17 protein-coding genes are annotated in these 20,515 nt (G+C 44.9%); 6 read left to right on the top strand and 11 right to left on the bottom strand.

All coding sequences use genetic code 11. From position 1 onward, the window contains the following. Positions 1–24: 24 nt before the first annotated feature. Together L3Q72_RS06450 and L3Q72_RS06445 are read right to left on the bottom strand one after the other, a co-directional pair. Complete coding sequence (locus L3Q72_RS06450) at positions 25–1,062, bottom strand: IS110 family transposase (protein ID WP_275129398.1); 1,038 nt, start codon at positions 1,060–1,062, stop codon at positions 25–27. Between the two features lie 134 nt (positions 1,063–1,196). Next, positions 1,197–2,045: an alpha/beta hydrolase gene (locus L3Q72_RS06445; protein ID WP_275131830.1), complete on the bottom strand. Its 849-nt coding sequence runs from the start codon at positions 2,043–2,045 to the stop codon at positions 1,197–1,199. A gap of 109 nt (positions 2,046–2,154) precedes the next feature. Between L3Q72_RS06445 and L3Q72_RS06440 the strand changes: the two genes are divergently transcribed. Next, positions 2,155–3,033, top strand: coding sequence for a LysR family transcriptional regulator (locus tag L3Q72_RS06440; RefSeq protein ID WP_275131829.1), 879 nt, complete (start codon positions 2,155–2,157; stop codon positions 3,031–3,033). A 228-nt stretch (positions 3,034–3,261) separates the two neighbouring features. Then, complete coding sequence (locus tag L3Q72_RS06435) at positions 3,262–4,239, top strand: DUF2860 family protein (protein WP_275131828.1); 978 nt, start codon at positions 3,262–3,264, stop codon at positions 4,237–4,239. A 46-nt stretch (positions 4,240–4,285) separates the two neighbouring features. Here the strand turns inward: L3Q72_RS06435 and L3Q72_RS06430 are convergent, their stop codons facing one another. From L3Q72_RS06430 to L3Q72_RS06390, 9 genes are all read right to left on the bottom strand, one after another. Continuing rightward, a complete protein-coding gene (locus tag L3Q72_RS06430) occupies positions 4,286–5,560 on the bottom strand; it encodes a HAMP domain-containing sensor histidine kinase (protein WP_275131827.1) in 1,275 nt (424 codons plus the stop codon). Beyond that, complete coding sequence (locus L3Q72_RS06425; protein WP_275131826.1) at positions 5,548–6,243, bottom strand: response regulator transcription factor; 696 nt, start codon at positions 6,241–6,243, stop codon at positions 5,548–5,550. Before L3Q72_RS06425 ends, L3Q72_RS06430 begins: the two co-directional genes overlap by 13 nt. Beyond that, the gene (locus L3Q72_RS06420; RefSeq protein WP_275131825.1) at positions 6,236–9,379 is read right to left on the bottom strand and encodes an efflux RND transporter permease subunit; all 3,144 of its coding nucleotides are present in this window, start codon (positions 9,377–9,379) and stop codon (positions 6,236–6,238) included. Before L3Q72_RS06420 ends, L3Q72_RS06425 begins: the two co-directional genes overlap by 8 nt. After that, a complete protein-coding gene (locus tag L3Q72_RS06415) occupies positions 9,369–10,511 on the bottom strand; it encodes an efflux RND transporter periplasmic adaptor subunit (protein ID WP_275132079.1) in 1,143 nt (380 codons plus the stop codon). Before L3Q72_RS06415 ends, L3Q72_RS06420 begins: the two co-directional genes overlap by 11 nt. Positions 10,512–10,523: 12 nt before the next feature. Then, positions 10,524–11,882 (bottom strand): TolC family protein, encoded by a 1,359-nt coding sequence (locus tag L3Q72_RS06410; RefSeq protein WP_275131824.1) that lies wholly within the window; start codon positions 11,880–11,882, stop codon positions 10,524–10,526. A gap of 288 nt (positions 11,883–12,170) precedes the next feature. Continuing rightward, positions 12,171–12,554 carry a nuclear transport factor 2 family protein gene (locus tag L3Q72_RS06405; protein ID WP_275131823.1) on the bottom strand — a complete coding sequence of 128 codons (384 nt, stop codon included), beginning with the start codon at positions 12,552–12,554 and terminating at the stop codon, positions 12,171–12,173. 110 nt (positions 12,555–12,664) lie between these two features. After that, a complete protein-coding gene (locus L3Q72_RS06400) occupies positions 12,665–13,636 on the bottom strand; it encodes an alpha/beta fold hydrolase (protein WP_275131822.1) in 972 nt (323 codons plus the stop codon). Positions 13,637–13,977: 341 nt separating this feature from the next. Continuing rightward, positions 13,978–14,352, bottom strand: coding sequence for a hypothetical protein (locus tag L3Q72_RS06395; RefSeq protein WP_275131821.1), 375 nt, complete (start codon positions 14,350–14,352; stop codon positions 13,978–13,980). Between the two features lie 84 nt (positions 14,353–14,436). Continuing rightward, on the bottom strand, positions 14,437–14,955 hold the full coding sequence (locus L3Q72_RS06390; protein WP_275131820.1) for a nuclear transport factor 2 family protein: 519 nt from the start codon (positions 14,953–14,955) through the stop codon (positions 14,437–14,439). Positions 14,956–15,366: 411 nt separating this feature from the next. On the opposite strand from L3Q72_RS06390, the gene L3Q72_RS06385 reads away from it, so the two are divergent. From L3Q72_RS06385 to trxB, 4 genes are all read left to right on the top strand, one after another. Beyond that, entirely contained in the window at positions 15,367–17,520 is a 2,154-nt protein-coding gene (locus L3Q72_RS06385; protein WP_275131819.1) for an adenosylcobalamin-dependent ribonucleoside-diphosphate reductase, read from the top strand. A 24-nt stretch (positions 17,521–17,544) separates the two neighbouring features. Further along, a complete protein-coding gene (locus L3Q72_RS06380) occupies positions 17,545–18,237 on the top strand; it encodes an NrdJb (RefSeq protein WP_275131818.1) in 693 nt (230 codons plus the stop codon). A 65-nt stretch (positions 18,238–18,302) separates the two neighbouring features. Continuing rightward, a complete protein-coding gene (locus tag L3Q72_RS06375; RefSeq protein WP_275131817.1) occupies positions 18,303–19,220 on the top strand; it encodes a hypothetical protein in 918 nt (305 codons plus the stop codon). Between the two features lie 318 nt (positions 19,221–19,538). Next, on the top strand, positions 19,539–20,501 hold the full coding sequence (trxB, locus tag L3Q72_RS06370; RefSeq protein WP_275131816.1) for a thioredoxin-disulfide reductase: 963 nt from the start codon (positions 19,539–19,541) through the stop codon (positions 20,499–20,501). Positions 20,502–20,515 lie beyond the last annotated feature (14 nt).

Raw genomic sequence — 20,515 nt, 5'->3', positions numbered from 1 at the left:
ACGTTCTTTTTGACTAACCTGGTATTAAGCCACAAGTGGTTGTGGCTTATATTCCTCATCACTTTTTATCATGGCAAGAGCCGTTCTCACCGTTTTATTTGCCAAAGCAATAGCTGCAACTTTTTTGCCTCGCCTTGTGGTCAGATCTTTAAGCCATTGCTCTTTTCCTGTCCGGGCTTCTCGTTTTTCCAGTTTACACACAACTGTTAAGGCTCCTCGAAAGAGTGCACTACGCAACATGTTGTGACCACACTTTTTAGCGATAGAACCTATTTTCTGTTTACCACCACTACTGTGTTGAACGGGTGTTAACCCCAGACAAGCTGAAGCTTCTCTACCCTTACTAAAATGCTCTGCCTGGCCTAACGCTACTTTTAATAAAACTGAGCATACTGGGCCAACCCCCTCCAGAGCTTGTAACCGCCTGCACACTTTATCTTGCGCTATTGACTGCTGTAGTTGTTGTGTAAAAGCTTCTACTTGCTCTATCAAATTTATAAACTGCTCATACATCTGACTCAGGCAAGCTCTAAACTGGCCGGTTAATCCGTTATCAGCGTCCTCAAGAACATAAGGAATGGCTTCTCTCAATGCTTTATCACCTTTAGTGATCGGAATGCCAAACTCCAGTAAATAGGAACGCAGTTGATTACTTATACTTACCTTCTGCCTAACCAGTAGATCTCGCATATGAACGATGGATTGCTGACACTGCTCTTCAACGGTTGGTATGCGACAGGATTTTATTTGAGATTGCGTAGCTGCGATAGCAATGGCAATAGCGTCATTGGCATCGGTTTTTTGGCCCTGCCTGAATGCAGCTGCCCGACGTGGGGCAATAGCCTTCACTTCATGCCCTTGCTCTTTAGCATATCGAGCCCAATAGTTGGTTGTACTGCATGACTCCATTGCTACCAGTGTTGCTTTTTCCCTGGCTAAAAATTCCAGCAGTTTCTTACGGCTCATTTCTCGATTAAAAATAATCTTGCCATCGAAATTCATCTTACAGACCTGAAAAACACTCTTTGCAAGGTCAATAGCAATAACGGTAGAATATTTCATGTATGGACTCCTTTTGTAAAAGTTTGGTCGCTTATTACGCTACTCCTGAGGGAGCCGGGAGTCCATACATCTCCTCCGTGGGAACGAGATTTTTGTGTAATTATTCAGCTATGCGATGAATCAATTAAATCCTGTTAGCTATTTCTATTTAAAAACTCGACTAATAGAGCCGAAATCGTCTCGGGCTGGTCTTCCATTGAAAAGTGACCACAATCCTCAATGATATGTAATTCAGAGCCCGGAATATCCCTATTTAATTTATGCGCCCAATCAACTACTTGCCAAGCATCATCAGCCCCCCAAATTAATTGCACTGGACTGTTACCCAGCTCAGCATACCGTTCAGCCACTTCGTCAGTATGTTTTGGGTCGTAATGCATCACTTGGTGCTGGAAAAAACTACCCTGCCCAACAGGGCCGGAAATAAAGTCGAGATAGGTATCCATTGATGTATCCGCTAAACGCTGTTTATTCTGCACAGTTGAATACAGCCATTCACGGAAGTGTTCGCGATGAGTTTCATTAGACGCCTTAATCAGCTTTTCCAAACCAGCCTGCATCTGCTCGTGAGTTCGCTTTGATGGCCAACTGTCATAACTAACAACATCAATCATGGTTAGAGATAACAATCGATCCGGAGATTGAATGCCAAATCGCTGCGCTACACCTCCACCAATATCATGTGCAATTAAATGAATCTCCGTTAACCCCCAGTGTTCAAGCAATCCTTCTAGGACGGAAACTTGTCCAGTCACCGATGTATCTATATCCGGATCTCTAGGCCGTTCAGAAAAGCCATAACCCAGTAAATCAAATACATGAACCTTGTAACCAGATCCAACTAGTGAAGGTAGAACATTTCTCCAAATATAAGAAGAAGACGGCGTACCATGAATTAGTACAACAGGATCACCTTCCCCATGTACACCATGAGCAATACGCATGCCGTTAATTAACGTATTTTTAGTAACTATATGATTCATACATCGCCTCAGTATTCATACTTTTCAACATGGTAATGCTTTGATATGGTATGACTCAAATGAATGCTTTTCATGCCGAAATCAATAAATGTCATATAAGAGTTAAGTAATGACTGCCAAATTAGAAATTGATGCATTACGTACCTTGTTAGCAATTGAGTCGCAAGGTGGCGTTACCCGTGCAGCAGACCATATGCATTTGTCACAGTCTGCTGTAAGTCATAAGATCAAACGCCTGGAACAAGCGCTCGACTGCACCTTACTGGCAAGGCGAAGTGGTGACACTCTCTTTACAGATGCAGGGAAGCGATTACTCGAGTACGCTAGAAGAATGATTGATCTTCAAGATGAAACCATTGCGTCTTTAAGACAGATGAAGCTCAAAGGCTCCATCCAAATTGGAATGACAGAAGACACTACCAGCAGTGGATTGGCTCGAATTCTCGGACGGTTTTCAAGGCTATATCCAGATGTAAGTGTTCGAACGAAAATAAATCAAAGTAAAACATTGGCAACGCAAATAGAAAACGCTGTTATTGATGTAGCGGTAATGCAAGTATTCAAAACCGAAGTACAGCCAGATGATTTAGTGTTATATGAAGATAACTTGCACTGGGTTAAATCTAAAGAATTTATCCTATCTCCGAATGCTCTTATCCCTTTTCTAGCCTTCGATGAACAATGTTTCTATAAGCACTGGGCGACAACACAGGGTCAATCTAATGGCCATGAATTTGACACCGTATTTGAATGCTCTAGCGTTGCAGGTATTTTGGCAGCGGTTAAATCAGGAATGGGAGTAGCGTTACTTAATGATTTACACCTCGCTCCAGATCTAGACATTATCACTGATATCTTCCCGTCCCCCCCTGAAGTTGCTTATGTTGTGCGAATCAACCCAAGCAAAAGAAAGACTGAAGCAGTATTAACATTAGTAGACGAAATAAATAGAGAAATTAAAAATGCTATCCCACAACGAGTTGCTTGATGAGCCTGAACTTGCATTTCTATGCATCAACAAAAGTAACTGTTGAATCTGCTACTCCGATGACACACTCAGGCTCAAGCCTGGGCATTGAGCCAAATCGACTGTCTCTGCCCAATCACATAGTCAGCGACTAATATTCATCGTCCTTTTAATCATTTAATTTCACCTCCACTTCACCTCTGTTGCTTCACCCTTACCTTTAAAAATACATATACAAAGGTAAAACCTATGACAAAAACTTTCGCATTATTTGCTGCAATTGTGGTTAGCTCCTCTGCAAACGCTAATCCTGAAGAAGGTCGCTTTGACCAGCAAGGATTCAGTGGTGATTTATCACTAATGACTGGTTATTTTAGTTCAAAAAACAATCTGGACACTGAAACGAAGGTTAAATCTGGTGAGTTGAATAGCGAGGCCACCTCCGAATCTAAATTCGCAGCGGCTCCTTTCGGTAAGGTTGCATTCACCTATGGTAGTCAGCAAGTATTTATGGGCATGACCCACGATAATATTGTTGAAGGGGTATTCGCATTAGAGTTTGGTTACGCCTTCGAGCTTAGAAATCACTCCGCTCTCGCATTCTCTTATTTCCCAACAATTTCAAAGGGTGAAGTGTGGGAAAACCCATACCTGGTAAACACTGCAAGAACTAAAACAGATTTGTCGGGAAACGCTTATCGTATCCAATACGAAAGAATCGCCGGCTTACCAATTAACACTGACTTCACTTATTACGATAAGGAAGTAGAAAATGAACTATCTGGTAGCAGTAGTACTATTAATACTCAATCATTACGAAGGGATGGTACCGGTTATCAGATTGCTATGTCATCGGGATTACCAATAAGTCAATCCTTCCTACTGATGCCAAAGGTTAGTTATCACATATTCGATGCCGATGGCAGAGCAATGGCATTTGAGCAGTACGATGTCGACTTGCAAACTATGTACAGGGTTGGCAGCCAGGCGATCTCCCTTGCTGTCTCATATTCCAACGCAAACTTTGATGCAGAAAACCCACTATTTAATATAAAGCGTGAAGATACAAAGCATGGGGTTAGCCTGAACTATAAATACCGGGACCTTTTTGGCTGGCACAATTGCGATTTCAGTATCATGGCTGCATATAATGATAGTGATTCGAATATTGATTTCTACGATCAGAACAAAATCCTATTCGGTTTGGGGCTAAATTATAAATTCTAAACTATGGGGCTCCCACCTGACAGATGGAGTGGGAGCCCTCTTATAATCAGCGAATATCCATAGACAGCTTCGCTTTTACGCCACCCTCAATATTTTCTACCACAAGGTCCCAACCAAGCTTTTTACAAATTTTTTCCGTTAACTCTAAACCAAAACCAAAGCTAACCTCATAATCTTCACTGCGCATACTTTGCTCAACATTCTCAATAATTATTGAGTCCTCTTCGTAATTAATCCGAACCCATCCGTTATGTGTATACTGAAATGCGTTTCTTATTAAATTACCCAATACGACCCTCAGCGGAATAACCGGCAACATCCTTTCCGGAACACCCCCGTATTCTTTAGTTACTTCAACGGCCTCTCCCTGAAGCAAATAACTTTGCTCTTTAATAAGCCCATCCAGTAATGCAGGAACCGTTACCAAAGCGACTGAGGGCTTATTGTCACTCTTTCTTGAAAGCCAAAGTAAGGTTTCAATCACTTTGCCCATATTAGAGCTGGCTTTGTCTATCCTTGAAACCACCACCCTTGCTTCGTTACGCATTTCTATCTTCTCCAGAATCTCCATGTTGGCGCGAATTACCGCTATCGGAGTTCTTAGCTCATGGCTGGCATGGGACAGAAACTTTTTTTCCCTATCGACCAGTTCGGCATTTTTACGTAAAGCATCATGAAGGCAGGTTGCAACCTGGTTGTATTCGTCAAATGTAAAATCAGGCATTTCCTCACTGAACTCCGAGGAGACCTCTTTGGTCCAGGTTACCAGCTCCCCCGTTCTTTTACTGACTTTATAGTTGTAGTACCAGAGAATGGATATCGTAACGATAATGTAACTGGCCAGGAAAAACAGGATAGAAAAGAGACGTTGGCTAAACATCCCGTACGGGCCCAATCCCAAATCATATCTCGCCACGGTGTAGAGCGTCCTGCCATCAAAAAGACTCTGACAATAAATGGCAAAGGTAGGCGTTATACCATCGCTGGGTTCCACGTAATCATCCAAGAAGACCATCGTAAAGTCCCCATCAGACAAACTGACGTCACCAAAGACATTAATCCCCTGGATAATCAAGACGGGTAAATCATCAATGTAAAAGTTGGTCGCATAAGTCGACGGTAACACTATGTCAGGGTTTTGTTCGTAAACCGAAGCCAACGCGTTACTCTCTGTTATGACCCGCAACTTGGCTGAGTCGTTCAGGCCAAATTTAAAATGCTCTATCAGTAATACCAAAAAAACGATGGTAGTAATGATGGCAATAACAAAAAATAATGTAGAGAACCTGTTTTTTAGAGACAAACTATTTAGTTTCCACATTTGTTATCCCTAATCCGAAAACCTAATCCGGATATCGTTTCAAGCAGTTTGTCTGTGAAAGGTTTATCTATTTTCTGCCTCAGTTGATAAAGCTGTACCTTGAGGTTATTGCTCTCTGGGGGATCATCCGGCCAAAGCTTCTCTTCAATTTCGGCGCGACTTACGATGTTAGGACTGTCGCGCATCAACATTTCTAACAGTTGAAGATTAATCCGGGTAAGGGTTATCGCTTCCCCTCCCCGGGTTACGCTTCTGGATTCCAAATCTAACTCCAGATCTGCAACAACCAACTTTTTAGATTGGCTGCTTTTGCGTTTCGCCAGTGCTTTAATCCTTAATGCCAGCTCTTTCATAGCGAAAGGTTTTACTAAATAATCATCGGTGCCGGCATTAAAGCCGGCTTCTTTGTCTTCTAACGTGTCTTTGGCAGTGAGCATTAGGATGGGAACATCGCTCCCATTTTGACGTAAGTTCTGGCATACCGTTAGCCCATTGATTGTTGGCAACATCAAGTCCAGCAGAATGACGTCATAGCTGTTGCCCTGTGCCAGGTTAAACCCGCTATGGCCATTGTACGCATGATCACAACGTATATTTTCATACTTTAGATAGTCTGCAACCGCTATTGCCAACTCCTTATCATCTTCAATCAACAGTACGTCAATAATCAACTCATCATTCATAGGACAATTCTCTTTTATCTTTTGGATTCTCTTTGTGACCAAACCAGTTAATCAAACGATTTAAATCTTCATGCACCATCACCAGAGCCGGAATGAGTACCAGCGTGATTACCGTCGCAAACAATATTCCATATCCCATGGAAGTCGCTGCGGGGATAAGGTACTGAGCCTGTGGCGTTGTTTCTGCCAGAAGCGGGACGAGGCCAAAGTATGTGGTCGTGGACGTTAGTAATATTGCCCTCAAGCGGCCAGTACCCGACTCAAGCAATGCATCCATCACTGATAGCCCTTCATTTCTCTTGCTATTGTACCGGGAAATAAGAAGCAGGCTGTCATTCACTACCACCCCGGACAACGCAAGAATGCCAAATAACGACAACAGGCTGAGGGCTTGTCCATGCAACATATGCCCTAAAAGAGCACCGACGATACCAAACGGGATAGCACACATAATAATAATAGGCTGCAAATAGGACTTTAGAGGGATAGCAAGCAAGGCAAAGATCGCAATCATGGCAATGGCAAAAACCTCGATTAATGACTCAATAGCATCGTTCTTTTCCATTTGCTGGCCCGAAATCACAATATCTAAGTCCCGGTATTCAGCTTCAAGCTGTTGAAACAACCCGCTATCCAGTTTGGCTATCACGTCTTCTGGTGAAATCGCAGACTTATCGACATCTGCCGTAACCAGGTTCACCCGACTATAGTTCGTTCTTTCAATCGTTGTTGAAACATAACTGGTTTCAAGACTGGCGACTGAGGTTAACGGCACAACCTGACCATTTGGCAATCGAATCTGGGTATACTGCAGATCTTCCAGGTTGTCTCGTCGCTTATCCGGATATTGAATTTTAACTTTTACTTCATTCTGATCTTTTTGTAAGCGTTGGATTTCATAACCCATGAATGCCAGCTTTAATTGCAATATAAGATCGGTATTGCTCAGCCCCATCGCCAAGCCTTCAGGTTTGATGTTTACATTGACCTGAGTCTGGGCTGATGTCATGCCGCTTTTAATACCCGATACACCATTAAATTGCTCCAACGCTTTCATTAACGTCTTGCCTGCGAGTTCGATAACCCGGCTATCCCTACTGCGAAGTTCGATACTGATACCTTTTTCGCTGATCTGGTCAGCTGAAAAGCTGAGACTTTCAATCCCTTCTTGTGGTGGCAACCTCGATTGCCAGCGTTTCACCACTTCATTTGCAGTAAACGGACGTTCATTAGTCGAAGAAAGGCTTGCCGTTATTGTCGCAGTATTATCCGTAGTTTCGGTTAACAGGCTCTGGATAGGGTCAATTTCCAGACTATATTCGGCCTTGAGATCTGTATTTAGCGTCATAGCCAGACGTTCAAGATCTAACGCCTCACGTTGTACTATGCCAAAGCCCGCATCATCTTTAAACACAACATCAAGCTGTATGGAATCGGCCGCTATTTGAGGAAAGAAAACCGATTTAATCTTGCCTGATGGTATCGCCCCGACAACTAAAATAAACGCTGAAACGAAGATGGCTAATGCTGCATAACGGTACTGCAGCGTCATTGCAAGAAACGGCTTGTAGTGGTGATGAGTGAAATAATCTAATCCTGCTAATAGCTTATTTTGAAAACGGCTCCAATAGTTGTGAGTTTCTTTATTAGACATTTTCAGGTGAGCAAGGTGCGCAGGCAGTATCAGTTTAGACTCAATGAGCGAGAAGAGCAGACAGAATGTCGCCGCATACGCAAATTGAGCAAACATCTGACCTAATGTTCCTTCCACAAAGCTGATGGATACAAAGGCAACAATGGTTGTCATCACACCGAACGTCGTTGGGATTGCCACCCTTTGCGCGCCACGAATGGTTGATTCGATCGTTGCACCCTGTTTTTCGCGCTGCTCGTAAATACTCTCGCCAATAACTACTGCGTCATCGACAACAATACCCAGAGCCATGATCAGGCCGAAAGTGGTTAGCTCGTTCAGGGTCATACCAAAGAAGGATTCGCCCATCAATAGCATGGCACCAGAGAAGATAACCGGCAGACCCAGACCTACCCATAAAGCCACCCGGATATTCAGAAATATGGCTAACAGTATGGTTACCAGAAACACACCCTGGAAACTGTTATTCATTAATAGTGACAGGCGGTCCTTAATCGGCTCACTCATGTCATTCCAAAGCTCGACATTTACGCCTGTCGGCAAAGAGGTTCTAAATTCGTTAACCACCCGCTTTGTTTCTTCAGAAATTGCCGAGATGTCAGAATTTCCGTACATCTTAATGTCCAGGCCTACAGACGGCTGCCCATTGTAGCGGGTAAGGTTGTTTTTATCTGCAAACCCATCAATCACATCCGCAACATCAGACAAGTATACGGTGCTGCCATTCGGTAGTAACTTAAGCGGGATCGATGCGAAACCTTTTGCGTCCTTTCGCTGTTGTTCCGTTTTCAGGATCAGCTTGCCTGTCTCACCATCTAGCTCACCACCGGTATCCGTCACTGAAGCTTCGCTTACCTTGTCAGCAACCTCTAAAAGCGATAAACCAACCGCCTGAAGTTTACTTTCATCAACCTGGATAATGATTTCCTGATCTTTATGACCAATATAATTGACCTTTTGAATCTTGCTGTTGGCCAAAAGCTTAGAGCGCAACTCTTCTGCGTATTTCTGCAGTACCTGATCTTCAGCCTCACCATACAGGTTCACGAAAATCACGTCACGCAGACGTACCGCCCGTTCGATTACCGGTGTTTCAGCGTCCTGCGGTAGTGTGTTAATAGCATTAATCTGGTTTTTCACATCTTCGTAGAGCTTATCCAGATCGTAGCCACTCGTCTTGGTTATTGTGACAGAGACATTCTGTCCCGTAGAGGTACTATCAACACGCTTAATACCAGCGATCCCCTGCAAGGCATCTTCTATCTTAAGGGCGATCCCCTCTTCCGCTGATTCCGCGGAGCCACTGTTAAACTGGATATCAACAAAAACACTGTTGGGCGGAATACTTGGCAGGCTCTCTGTACTCAGGTTTGACGCAGAGATTAAACCTGCAACCAGGATCAACACCATCAGCAGATTTGCGGCAACCGGATTGCGGGTAAACCAGGCAATGATGCCCTGGTTAGTAGCGTTATCTTGCATATGCGCTCTCCTCAAAGGCCACAACACTCATTCCTTCGATATAGTGAGACATCGGCTTTTTCACTAAGTTGATTTTCGAGTCTAGTCCGTCTCTGGCAATGCCAACCTCTTTCGAATTAGCAAATAGTTTATTGGCTTTGTGTCTGAATAGTTGGTTATCTTTTTCAAACCAAATGTAGTTATCGGCGGTTATTGAAGACGACAAAATAACAAAGCTATCAGGCAATGTTTTTCCCTGAAGACGTACGTTCACAAACCCACCAAACAGGAGCGGTGTTTCCTGCTCTAAAGGCTTGTTAACCTCAACGGTAAGGGTTCTGGTGCGGGTACTTTGGTCAATGACCAGCGATAAGTCAGATACCCGGCCAGTCCAAACATGTTGCCTATTATTTGAAGAAGAGATCTCAACCTGAAGGTTTTCAAGCGAAGCAGGTAATTGCTGCCACTCGTTTTCAGCCAGTGCAACTTTGATTTCAGCGGTGTCTGCGGATTTCAACTCCCCAATGACACTACCAGTTGCGATATAACTATCTTTAGTCACACTGCGTGAAGCGATCACCGCATTAAATGGAGCGTATATTTTTGTGTTCGCCAGTTTTTTCTTAGCATTCCCCACCGCTTTTTTAGCAGCAGTATACTGCGTTTGCGCAACAGCGAGCTGTGGTTTTCTTAAGGCTAACTTACTTGGTTCATCGGCAATTTCTGCACGCTTCCAGTTATCCTGAGCCCGCTTATATTTCCTTTTCTCTTGCTGTAGAGCAAGGTCGGCGTCAGCCAGAGATTTCTCTGCGTTTGCCAGGTTGGCCTGATATTCAGAGTCCTCGATACGAAGCAACAACTCACCTTTTTTAATAAGCTTTCCTTTCCTGAAGTTATCTGACTTCCAGACAACCCTGCCCGATACCTGGCTAAGCAGTGAAAGTGTTTCGGATGAGATGACTTCACCAAACGCTTCGATCACACTGTTATTCTCACCGGCGATTAAGTGCTCAGTGGTCACGCGTGGCAAAATCAACGCTTCTTTTACGGCCACTGCTTCAGGTTGGTTGCTAATGGCGTAGTCGGTATAGAAAACTGCAGCCGGTATCGTCATTACAGCCAGGGCGCTTACACAAATTTTCTTCCAGTTCATATTTTTCACGGTCTACACTCCCATTCCTAATGCAAGGCCTAAAGTAATCCGGTTTGACAGCCGGGCCTGCTCTGTTTCTAACAACTGAATTTTCGCCTGGAAGGCGGTCTGTTTGGCTGACAACAAGGTCAGGACATCACTCACACCGTCCTGATACAGGTTTTGATAGTCATTCATGCTTGATGTCGAATAAGCGTATGCCTTTCTCAGGTGCAGCTCTTGTGCCTTCAGTGACACTTCTTCACCGAAGGCGTTTTCAACTTCATTCATCGCATTGATGAGTAGTTTTTGGTAATTGAGATAAGCAACCTGAGCATCGAGCTTTTTGATTTTTGCACTACTCTCGAGAGATTCACGATTGAACAGTGGCGCGGTAATACCACCAATCAGACTCCATGCCGATGTATCCACCGGCGTACCTGTTTTGCTGGCAGAAGCCGTTAGCGTAAATTTGGGAAGCAGCTCTTTGTACGCAACAGATGTATCCTTATCAGCAGCGACAATGCGCTGGTAGGCTGCGATCAAATCAGGGCGTGATCCAATCATATCTCCTGGCACCTGGGCCGGTGGTGACTTGACCTCCACACCAAGGAAGGTAATGTCCGGTAGTTCACTACCCGCATAGCCTCTCAGCACATTCAGACTGCGGATTGCCACAACCTGCGCCTGTTTACGAGCAACAAGAGACGCCTTAGTTTGTTCTGTAGAAGCTTTTGCGGTATCCAGGTCAGCTTGCTCTTTTACGCCATCAAGAACTTGTTCAAGAATGATATCTTCTGAATTGAGCAAACTGGTTACCCACTGCTCTTCAACTGCAATTATCTGAGCGCGGTAACTGATATCCAGCCATGCCTGTATGATCCTTGCTGCCAGTGAATTCTTAGCGTACAGGTAATCGAGTTTACTGGCTTTGGTTGTAGCTGCTGCTGCATCAGAGGCATCGGCCAGTCTTCCCCATACATCCACTTCCCAGCTAAGGTCCAGCGATAAGGATTGTGAGTTCGTGATTTGGCCTTTATCATCACGAGATGCCGTATAGGTTGTACTCAGTTCCGGGCCTTTATCCAGATCTGCCTGTCTGGCCAACAAGCGTGACTGCTGCAATCTGGCTGCTGTCACCCTCAGATCATAGTTAGCAGCTAATGACTCGTGAACTAACCTTGTTAATGATGGTTGATTAACAAGGTCAAGCAATTGGTTTGTTAGTGCATGGTTGACAAACTCACCCGAAGCCTCCCACTGATTCGGTATAGAAACCTCATTTGGTTTGGCTGCAAACTCTTGCTGAGAGTCAATTGAGCTACACCCTGCCAGGACAGCAATGAGCCCTGCCAGCATTAAACGCCGTGCACTGATATCGTCGCTTCTCATAAATCACCTCAAGTATTTTCTGATATTGTTAATACTGCGAGGTGAATCAGGGGTGAAATGACCTACTGAACAAATGAAAGAGTAGTTTCCATTGCAAACCAGTAAATACCAACGAGATAAGCAAACCCACACCGAATATTGCTGATGTATAGAGACTGATAGCCACAGGGGAACCGTCTGACTATTAAAGTACTCGCCAATCTGATACATAGCAGGTAAAAAAACTGCTGTAACCGGCAGCTAAAAATAGAAAGTCTGAATAGCAGTAGGTTAGGTATGCTGTGGTTGTTAACTAAAAGCCGGTCCGGGATCCATAAATATCCGGTAATCCGCAATTTTGTTCTCCTGGGTCAGGCGTAACGTGCTGTTTGCCGGTAGCTCTATTTTCCGTCCATCAGCAAATCCGTACCGGACAACGGCTTCAATGCTCACTACCGGGCCTTCTTCCCATAACCCAGTCCATATCCCCTGGATGATATGTTCAACGGAGGTAAAGTGCGCCTCCGAAGCTTTAAAGGCTTCTATCAAAGGTTCAATACCAATGGTTGCAGGCATATTTGCCATGCGCAGTAACACATCATCGGTCAGGAAAGGACGAAGTCCTTCAGCGCATTGCACATCGACTGCTGCAAAAAAAGAGCAGGCAAAGTCTTCTAATTCTCTGTGGTTCATAAGGTGTTTCCTGTATATATAAGCGAAGTTATATGGCTCTTATCCAGCCTGAATTAGAGAAGCCCTGCTTGGAGTCAGGGCTTTATTATCCGTTCTAATCGTTGTAGCGATTACAGGTTTGCTTCAAAGAACTCAGAAATAGCGTTTACTGCGTTTTTTACTGGTTCTGGCTGGTCGTAGAAATCGAACTGGGATACGCCGTCAAGCCAGATTGCAGAAACATTGTCGCCTGCGTTATCAAGGTACATGTGAGCACCAGCTGGCAGAGCCATCGCTTCAGAAGCCACCATCAGAGTTGGCTGTGTTAGTTTATCTGCGCTTAGCTGTGCGTTGTAGTTCAACCAACCGTCCCATGAAGCAACGTTAAACTTGTTGTCATACTCAGGGATAAGACCACGGTCTGTTTCTGTGTAGTATGGTGCGTTGTACATTAGCGCGCTTTCGTTAGTCGTGCTTGCTGCTTCAAGGTATACAGGCTCGCTTGCGTTCTTCGCTTCTTCAGCTGCTGCAAGAAGGCCTTTTACGCTCTCTTCACCGCCGTAGATAGCTGTCGCCATTGGTACGTCGTGCAGCCAAGGTGCAACTACTGCTGCTGCACTTACTTTGTCATTACCTGCCACTGCATCAAGCATGTAGCCAGCAGATGCACAGATACCGATACCTGCGATACGGGTGCCGTCAACCTGATCCAGCTCAGCAACAGCGTCAATTACCGCGCGGATATCATCAGTTTTACGAGCCGGGTCTTCAAGGTAGCGGATAGCATCAGCAGACTGGCCCCAGCCACGAAAGTCAAAAGTCAGGGCTGCGTAGCCTTTGTCAGCAAGAGCTTCTGCGTATACCGCAGGCATCTGCTCTTTAACCGTTGTCCATGCACCGGTGATGATTACAACAGGTGGCTTTTCAACACCCTCTGGCAGGTAAAGGTTAGCGGCTAGCTGGCCTACACGGGTGTCTAGTTGAATAGCTTGCATAGTAGTCTTCTCTGAAATTTGAGTTGTGTTTTTGTTGGCATCGTCACTGCTTGAACATGCAGCAAGAGACAGTGCGCCAAGTACTGAGATTAAAAGTTTCTTAAACATGGTGTGTCCTCTGACCGATTAACTGTCAAACCCGGTAAGCATTGGGTTTGTTGCTTAACTTGGGTATAGGATAGCGGGACACCGGAAATGTTTATTGCAGATTGCTGCCCGAGTTTTGGTATTTTATTGCACTGCGGTTTTCTGAATAATCCACCCGCTACGTTTTATCCGTCGTTGCTCCATTGACAGCCTCGGTTTCACTGGAAATATTCATGTCTATCTGGAACCCCTCAAACAGATTAAACCCAAGGAATTAGAGCAATAAAGTTATTTGATTCTTAATTAGCACAAAAATCCCTCTGTAACTGTTGAGGGATTTAATTCATCAATACATGTTTACTTTAGTCTGCGTACTGCAATGACATTTTTGTAATCTTTCCCTGTGTATTCCACCAGTAGTAATAGTGAGCCTCCCAGGCAGACCATTTGACGAGTGTCTTAGCGAAGCCACTTTTTTGCTCTAAAATCTCCTTATGAGAAAACGAGTCACCACTGGGCATTACTTCATTAAGTGCCCATCGTTTGATTTTACTCTTTCCCGTAAAGGTGCGATTTACATCAAGCATGATGGCATCTTCGGCAAAACAGTTCATATAATCATCGATATTTCTAGCTTGGGTGGCAGCTTGATAGCATTGGATTGCCTCCGGGAGCGGTTTAGCAACAGCAGGTAAAGAGAGTAATCCTAATAGTAGAGTTGATATAAACCATTTCATGTTTCTTGCCTCGTTTGGTTTCGAAGGTATTACTGACCGCTTATATTCATTGTTGCTTCAAAATAAGCAACTTCGCCACAGTCATTAGTTCTTCTTCTTTGCCGCTTCGATAGCAAGACCTAAAACATCTCTCGTCCCTTGCTCTTCTCCGGCGTGAAGTGTCAGGGAAGAAATTTGCCATGTGTCACCGGTTTTCTCCAGCTCGTATGAATACGAACCAGAAATTTGCCAGTAACCCTCTTCACCAATGTAGTGACTCGCTACGATATCTGCTGTTGCTTTCGCCTTGTTGCCCTTTTGCTCTACAACTTTAATGTTATTCAAGTCATGATAAGTAGCATCGAAACCAGGTAGCAGCCCAGCCCAGTTAGTCATTAGAACTGAACGTTGAATTGTAGATACTTCACCACCAAATGCTGATGTGTAATCAACAACAACTTCAGGGGTAAAAATTTTCTCTAATACATCGTACTGATTTCGGTCAGCCAATGTACCCATACTCTGCACCGTAAGTGCTATTTGGGCTTCGTCTTTTGTCAGTTCATAAGCTTGAGTAGTCATTGCCATAAATCCTAAAAATATAACCATTAATTTTCTAAACATATTAATCTCCATTAGCTCTTTGCAAAGTGTTCGACAGTAGCGTTGGTTGCTTATTAATTTAGTAGGATTGACTGACTGTTTATTGGAAATAATTGACTTTTCTTTTGAACATAATTGCTGGCTATGATTTGCCTTTGCTGCATCAGACCATCGAGATTAACAGGTGTGAAGGACTGATCGGGTGAGGTGAAATACGCATCTCCTGAGCAAATCATCAGCAAACTGCCTATATTTTAACTCCTCAAAGATCAACATAGCTTCGTCACAATGCCCACATTTATTTCTATTTTCACTAAGTTTTTTGCGCTGTGTTACAGAACACCAATTATCTATATATGGTATTTGGCAAGATTATAAACACCATATATAGTAGTAAGGTTGTCTAGCAAAATAACAAGGAAAACCCAAGTCATGGCAGACACTTACAACGAATCCGAACCTATGATCATCTCTGCAACCGATATTGAATACCAGTCTACATCCATCGAAATCTGGGACAGTAAATACAGGTTAAAAACCAAACATGGCGAACCAATAGATCAGGAGCTTGATGACACCTTTAAGCGTGTTGCCAAGGCGCTTTCTGATCTGGAAAAAAGAGATAAGAAAAAGTGGAACGAAGCGTTTCTCTGGGCGCTAAGAAATGGTGCTATTCCGGCAGGCAGAATCACCTCTAATGCTGGTGCATTTGAACACAAACCTGCGACCTCAACCATTAACTGTACTGTTTCCGGCACTATCCATGATTCTATGGACGATATTCTCAACAAAGTACATGAGGCGGGCCTGACTCTTAAAGCCGGTTGTGGGATCGGCTATGACTTCTCTACCCTGCGTCCAAAGGGGGCTTTTGTTTCAGGTGCAGGCGCTTATACCTCCGGCCCGCTGTCGTTTATGGATATCTACGACAAAATGTGTTTTACCGTCTCCTCTGCCGGTGGTCGCCGAGGCGCTCAGATGGGCACTATGGATATTCGTCACCCTGACATTATCGATTTTATTAGAGCAAAACGTGAAAACGGCCGCCTGCGCCAGTTCAACCTTTCTCTGTTAATTAGTGAAGATTTCGTTCATGCCGTTAAAGAAGACAAGCCATGGCAGCTTATCTTCCCTATTACCGCTAAAGAAGCGACTCAGGACGGAATGGATCTTCATAAGGATCAAAATATCGTCTGGGCAGACTGGCCGGTTAATGAAGAGCTGGTGGAAGATGAGTTAGGCAGAGTGGCCTGTAAGGTATATCAGACCCTTCCGGCGCGTAAACTGTGGAATGTTATTATGACTTCTACCTACGATTATGCAGAGCCGGGCTTTATTCTGATCGATAAAGTCAATCAGATGAACAATAACTGGTTCTGCGAAGAGATCCGTGCCACCAACCCATGCGGTGAGCAGCCTCTTCCGCCTTATGGCGCGTGTCTGCTGGGCTCCATAAACCTGACCAAATTTGTCCGCAATCCATTTACCGACAAAGCCTTTTTCGACTGGGACAGCTACAACAAAGTTGTCGCCATCTTCACCCGTATGCTGGACAACGTAGTTGAAATCAACAAACTTCCACTGGAAAAACAGCGTCATGAAATTGAGCATAAACGCCGTCATGGTATGGGTTTCCTTGGTCTGGGCTCAACTCTGACAATGCTGCAACGTCGCTATGGCAGTGACGAATCCATTTCATTCACCGATAAAGTTGCCCGTGAAATGGCAGTTACCGGCTGGAAAGAAGGCTTAGAACTTGCCAAAGAAAAAGGCCCGGCACCAATTATGGAGCAGGAGTTTGAGATCAGCGCAAAAATGATGCGCCAGCGCCCTGAAATGGCGGAAGATGGCATCAGGATTGGCGACAAAGTTAAAGGTAAAGTTCTGCATGCCAGATACAGCCGCTATATGCAGCAGATGGCCGAACTTGAACCAGAGCTGGTAAACGAACTGGCAGAGAGCGGCAGCCGCTTTACTCACCATACGTCGATTGCTCCAACCGGCACCATCTCGCTTTCTCTGGCCAACAACGCCAGTAACGGTATCGAGCCAAGCTTTGCCCATCACTACACGCGCAACGTAGTGGTTGAAGGTAAAAAATCCAAGAAGAGTGTTGATGTCTATAGCTTCGAACTTCTTGCCTACCGCCAGTTAATTAACTCAAAGGCGATGCCGTACTCAGAAGAGGAAGAGGCAAAACTGCCGGATTACTTTATCACCACAGACGATATTACCCCGTCGCAGCATGTTGCCGTTCAGGCCGCAGCCCAGAGCTGGATTGATTCGTCCATTTCCAAGACCGCCAATGTGCCAACCGATTTCCCGTTTGAAGGCTTTAAAGATATCTATATGGAAGCCTACGACAAGGGTCTGAAGGGATGCACCACCTTCCGCTTTAATCCGGAAGTGTTCCAGGGCGTGCTTATTAAAGAGAAAGATCTGGAAAACACCACTTATGTATTCACCCTGGAAGACGGCTCCACCTTCGAAGCCAAGGGAAATGAAGAGATTGAGTACGACGGTGAAACCCATACCGCAGCCAACCTGTACGACGCCTTAAAAGAAGGCTACTACGGTAAGTATTAATACCCGGAACTTTGAGAGGTTAAAATGACAAAAAAAATCGCAAACAAGATTGTCGGGTTCAAAATTAAAGAGGCTAATGACGACAATATTCAGCCTGAAAAGGAAGAGCCTGAAATTCAGCAGATGCATGAAACCATTCTGCGTCCGGAAAAACTGATGGGCTCCACCTATAAACTGAAAACGCCAGAGCATGTTTCAGAGCATTCGCTGTTTATCACCATCAATGATGTGATCCTGAATGAAGGGACAGAGCACGAAATCCGCCGGCCATTTGAGGTGTTTATCAACTCAAAAAGCCTTGAGCACTATCAGTGGATTGTGGCCCTGACCCGGATTATGTCAGCGGTATTCCGCAAAGGCGGCGACTGTACCTTTTTGGTGGAAGAGCTGCGCTCGGTATTCGATCCCCGTGGCGGTTACTGGAACAACGGAAAGTACGTTCCCTCTCTGATTGCAGAAATCGGCAACGTTATCGAGCAGCACCTGATGGAAATCGGCCTGCTGGAAAATCCGGAGATGGATGAGCATCAAAAAGCCTTTCTTGAACAGAAAAAAGCAGAGCTGACTTCAGTTGAAGAAGAGCCGGCGCAGGAAGAACAAGCTGCCAGCGGTTTTCCTCCAAATGCCACTTTCTGCTACAAATGCAACAATAAAGCGGTCGTCATCAAGGACAACTGCCAGACTTGTCTCAATTGTGGTGATTCAAAGTGTGGTTAATTAAAACCATTCTGATATAGAATAAGCGGGCTTTCGGGCTCGCTTTTTTATATCAGGGATACTTTATGAAGATCAAACACCTGCTTCCTGCTGCACTAGTCACCACCGCCAGTCTTACATGGCTAATCGCCTGTTCCAGCACAGCGCAAAGCGTAGGAGACTCTCAGGTTGGAACAATCAAAAGCGAACAAATCTCTGAAGCCAGTGGTTTAGTCGCTTCTTCCGTTAACAAAGGCATTCTCTGGGTAAATAACGACAGTTTTAGCCAGAATGCACTGTTCGCAATTAACGAGCGCGGAGAGCATCTGGCAACTTTAAAAATTTCCGGTATTCAGAATATAGACTGGGAAGATCTGGCAACATTTGAGTTTCAGGGTATCCGCTATATTCTGATTGCCGATACCGGCAACAACGCCGTAGACAGAGAAAATTACAAGCTGCACTTTATCCGCGAGCCTGAGCTGAAAAGATTATCAAGATCAGAGCAGTCCATCGTAGCCGCAAAGCCGGAGTGGACCATAACCTTCACCTATGAAGACGGTCTGAAAGACTGTGAAGCTGTTGCCGTAGACATAGTGAACAAAAAAATACTTCTGCTTAGCAAAAGAGACACACCACCAGCATTATACGAGCTCGATTTAAGTCAGCGCACACCCCAGGTAGCGACAAAACTTGGCGATATCACCCCGTTTCCGCTACCAAAAGAGCTTCGCTTTGGCATGTTGGATCTGCTGAATATATCCAGCATGCCAACCGCAATGGATATCTCACCGGATGGCAAAAGGCTGATGGTCCTCACCTACTCCGCTGCTTATCTCTATTCCAACGAAAACCAGAGCAGTTGGCTGGATGTGTTCTCAACCAAGCCGGAGATCATTGAGTTTCCACAATTGGAGCAGGCAGAAGCTGCCGGGTTTGGTGCAAATGGTGAGAGTATTTATATCACTACGGAAAAAGTTCCTGCTCCGTTATTGAAATATTGATTGTTATCCGCCATCCCGTGGAGGCGGGAACCTGCTAAAAGCACTTTGTAGAACATAGTGTTATTGCTGGCTCTACGGCGCGTTGACAGTAGATCCCGGATAAAAGCTTCGCAATTTCCGGGATGACGAGGGAGAATTCGCATTATCATTTTTTCGTCATTGAACAATGTGATTGCGCTGGACAAGGAGCTACACCCACTACCAGTTATAAGAAAAAATAAGTTATAACAAACTGTTGTTAACAGAAGCTTTGTTTTCTCATCCCAAGCCCATATATAATCTTGTAACAAAGACAAAAGAAACCTCGGAGTCAGCTCAATGAGTGATATCAAACATAGTAAACTACTGATCTTAGGCTCAGGCCCTGCGGGATACACTGCAGCCGTTTATGCCGCCCGCGCTAACCTTAACCCTGTTCTGATAACAGGTATGCAGCAAGGCGGTCAGCTGACGACAACAACTGAAGTGGAAAACTGGCCAGGGGGTGCGGCGGATATGACCGGCCCGGGTCTGATGGAAGAGATGAAAGCACACGCTGAGCGCTTTGATACTGAGATCATCTTTGACCATATCAATGAAGTTGATCTGCAAAACCGCCCGTTCCACTTAAAAGGCGACAGCGGCGAATACAGCTGTGACGCTCTGATCATTTCCACCGGTGCTTCAGCAAAGTACCTTGGTCTGGAGTCGGAAGAAGCCTTTAAAGGCCGCGGCGTATCCGCTTGTGCAACCTGTGACGGTTTCTTCTACCGCAACCAGAAAGTCGCGGTCATCGGTGGCGGTAACACAGCGGTTGAAGAAGCACTTTATCTTTCCAATATCGCTTCAGAAGTACATGTTATTCACCGTCGTGAAGGCTTCCGCGCTGAAAAGATTCTGATGAAACGAATGATGGACAAAGTGGAAAACGGCAACATCATTTTGCATACCGACCGCGTACTGGATGAAGTTCTGGGCGATGAAATGGGTGTCACCGGCGTTCGCCTGAAAGACACCAAATCTGATGCCACTGAAGAGCTGGATGTTATGGGCCTGTTCGTAGCCATTGGCCACCACCCGAACACTGAAATGTTCAAAGGTCAGCTGGAGATGAAAAACGACTACCTGCTTGTTCAGTCCGGCCTGGAAGGCAATGCGACACAAACCAGCATTGAAGGCGTGTTTGCAGCGGGTGATGTTATGGATCATCACTACCATCAGGCAATTACGTCTGCCGGTACAGGCTGTATGGCAGCACTGGATGCCGAGCGTTATCTGGACGAGCTGGCACTGCAGGACTAATACTAAAGAGTTAA

The organism is Vibrio sp. JC009, assembly GCF_029016485.1.
Classification (GTDB): Bacteria; Pseudomonadota; Gammaproteobacteria; order Enterobacterales; family Vibrionaceae; genus Vibrio.
This window is presented reverse-complemented; position numbering and strand designations above follow the sequence as displayed.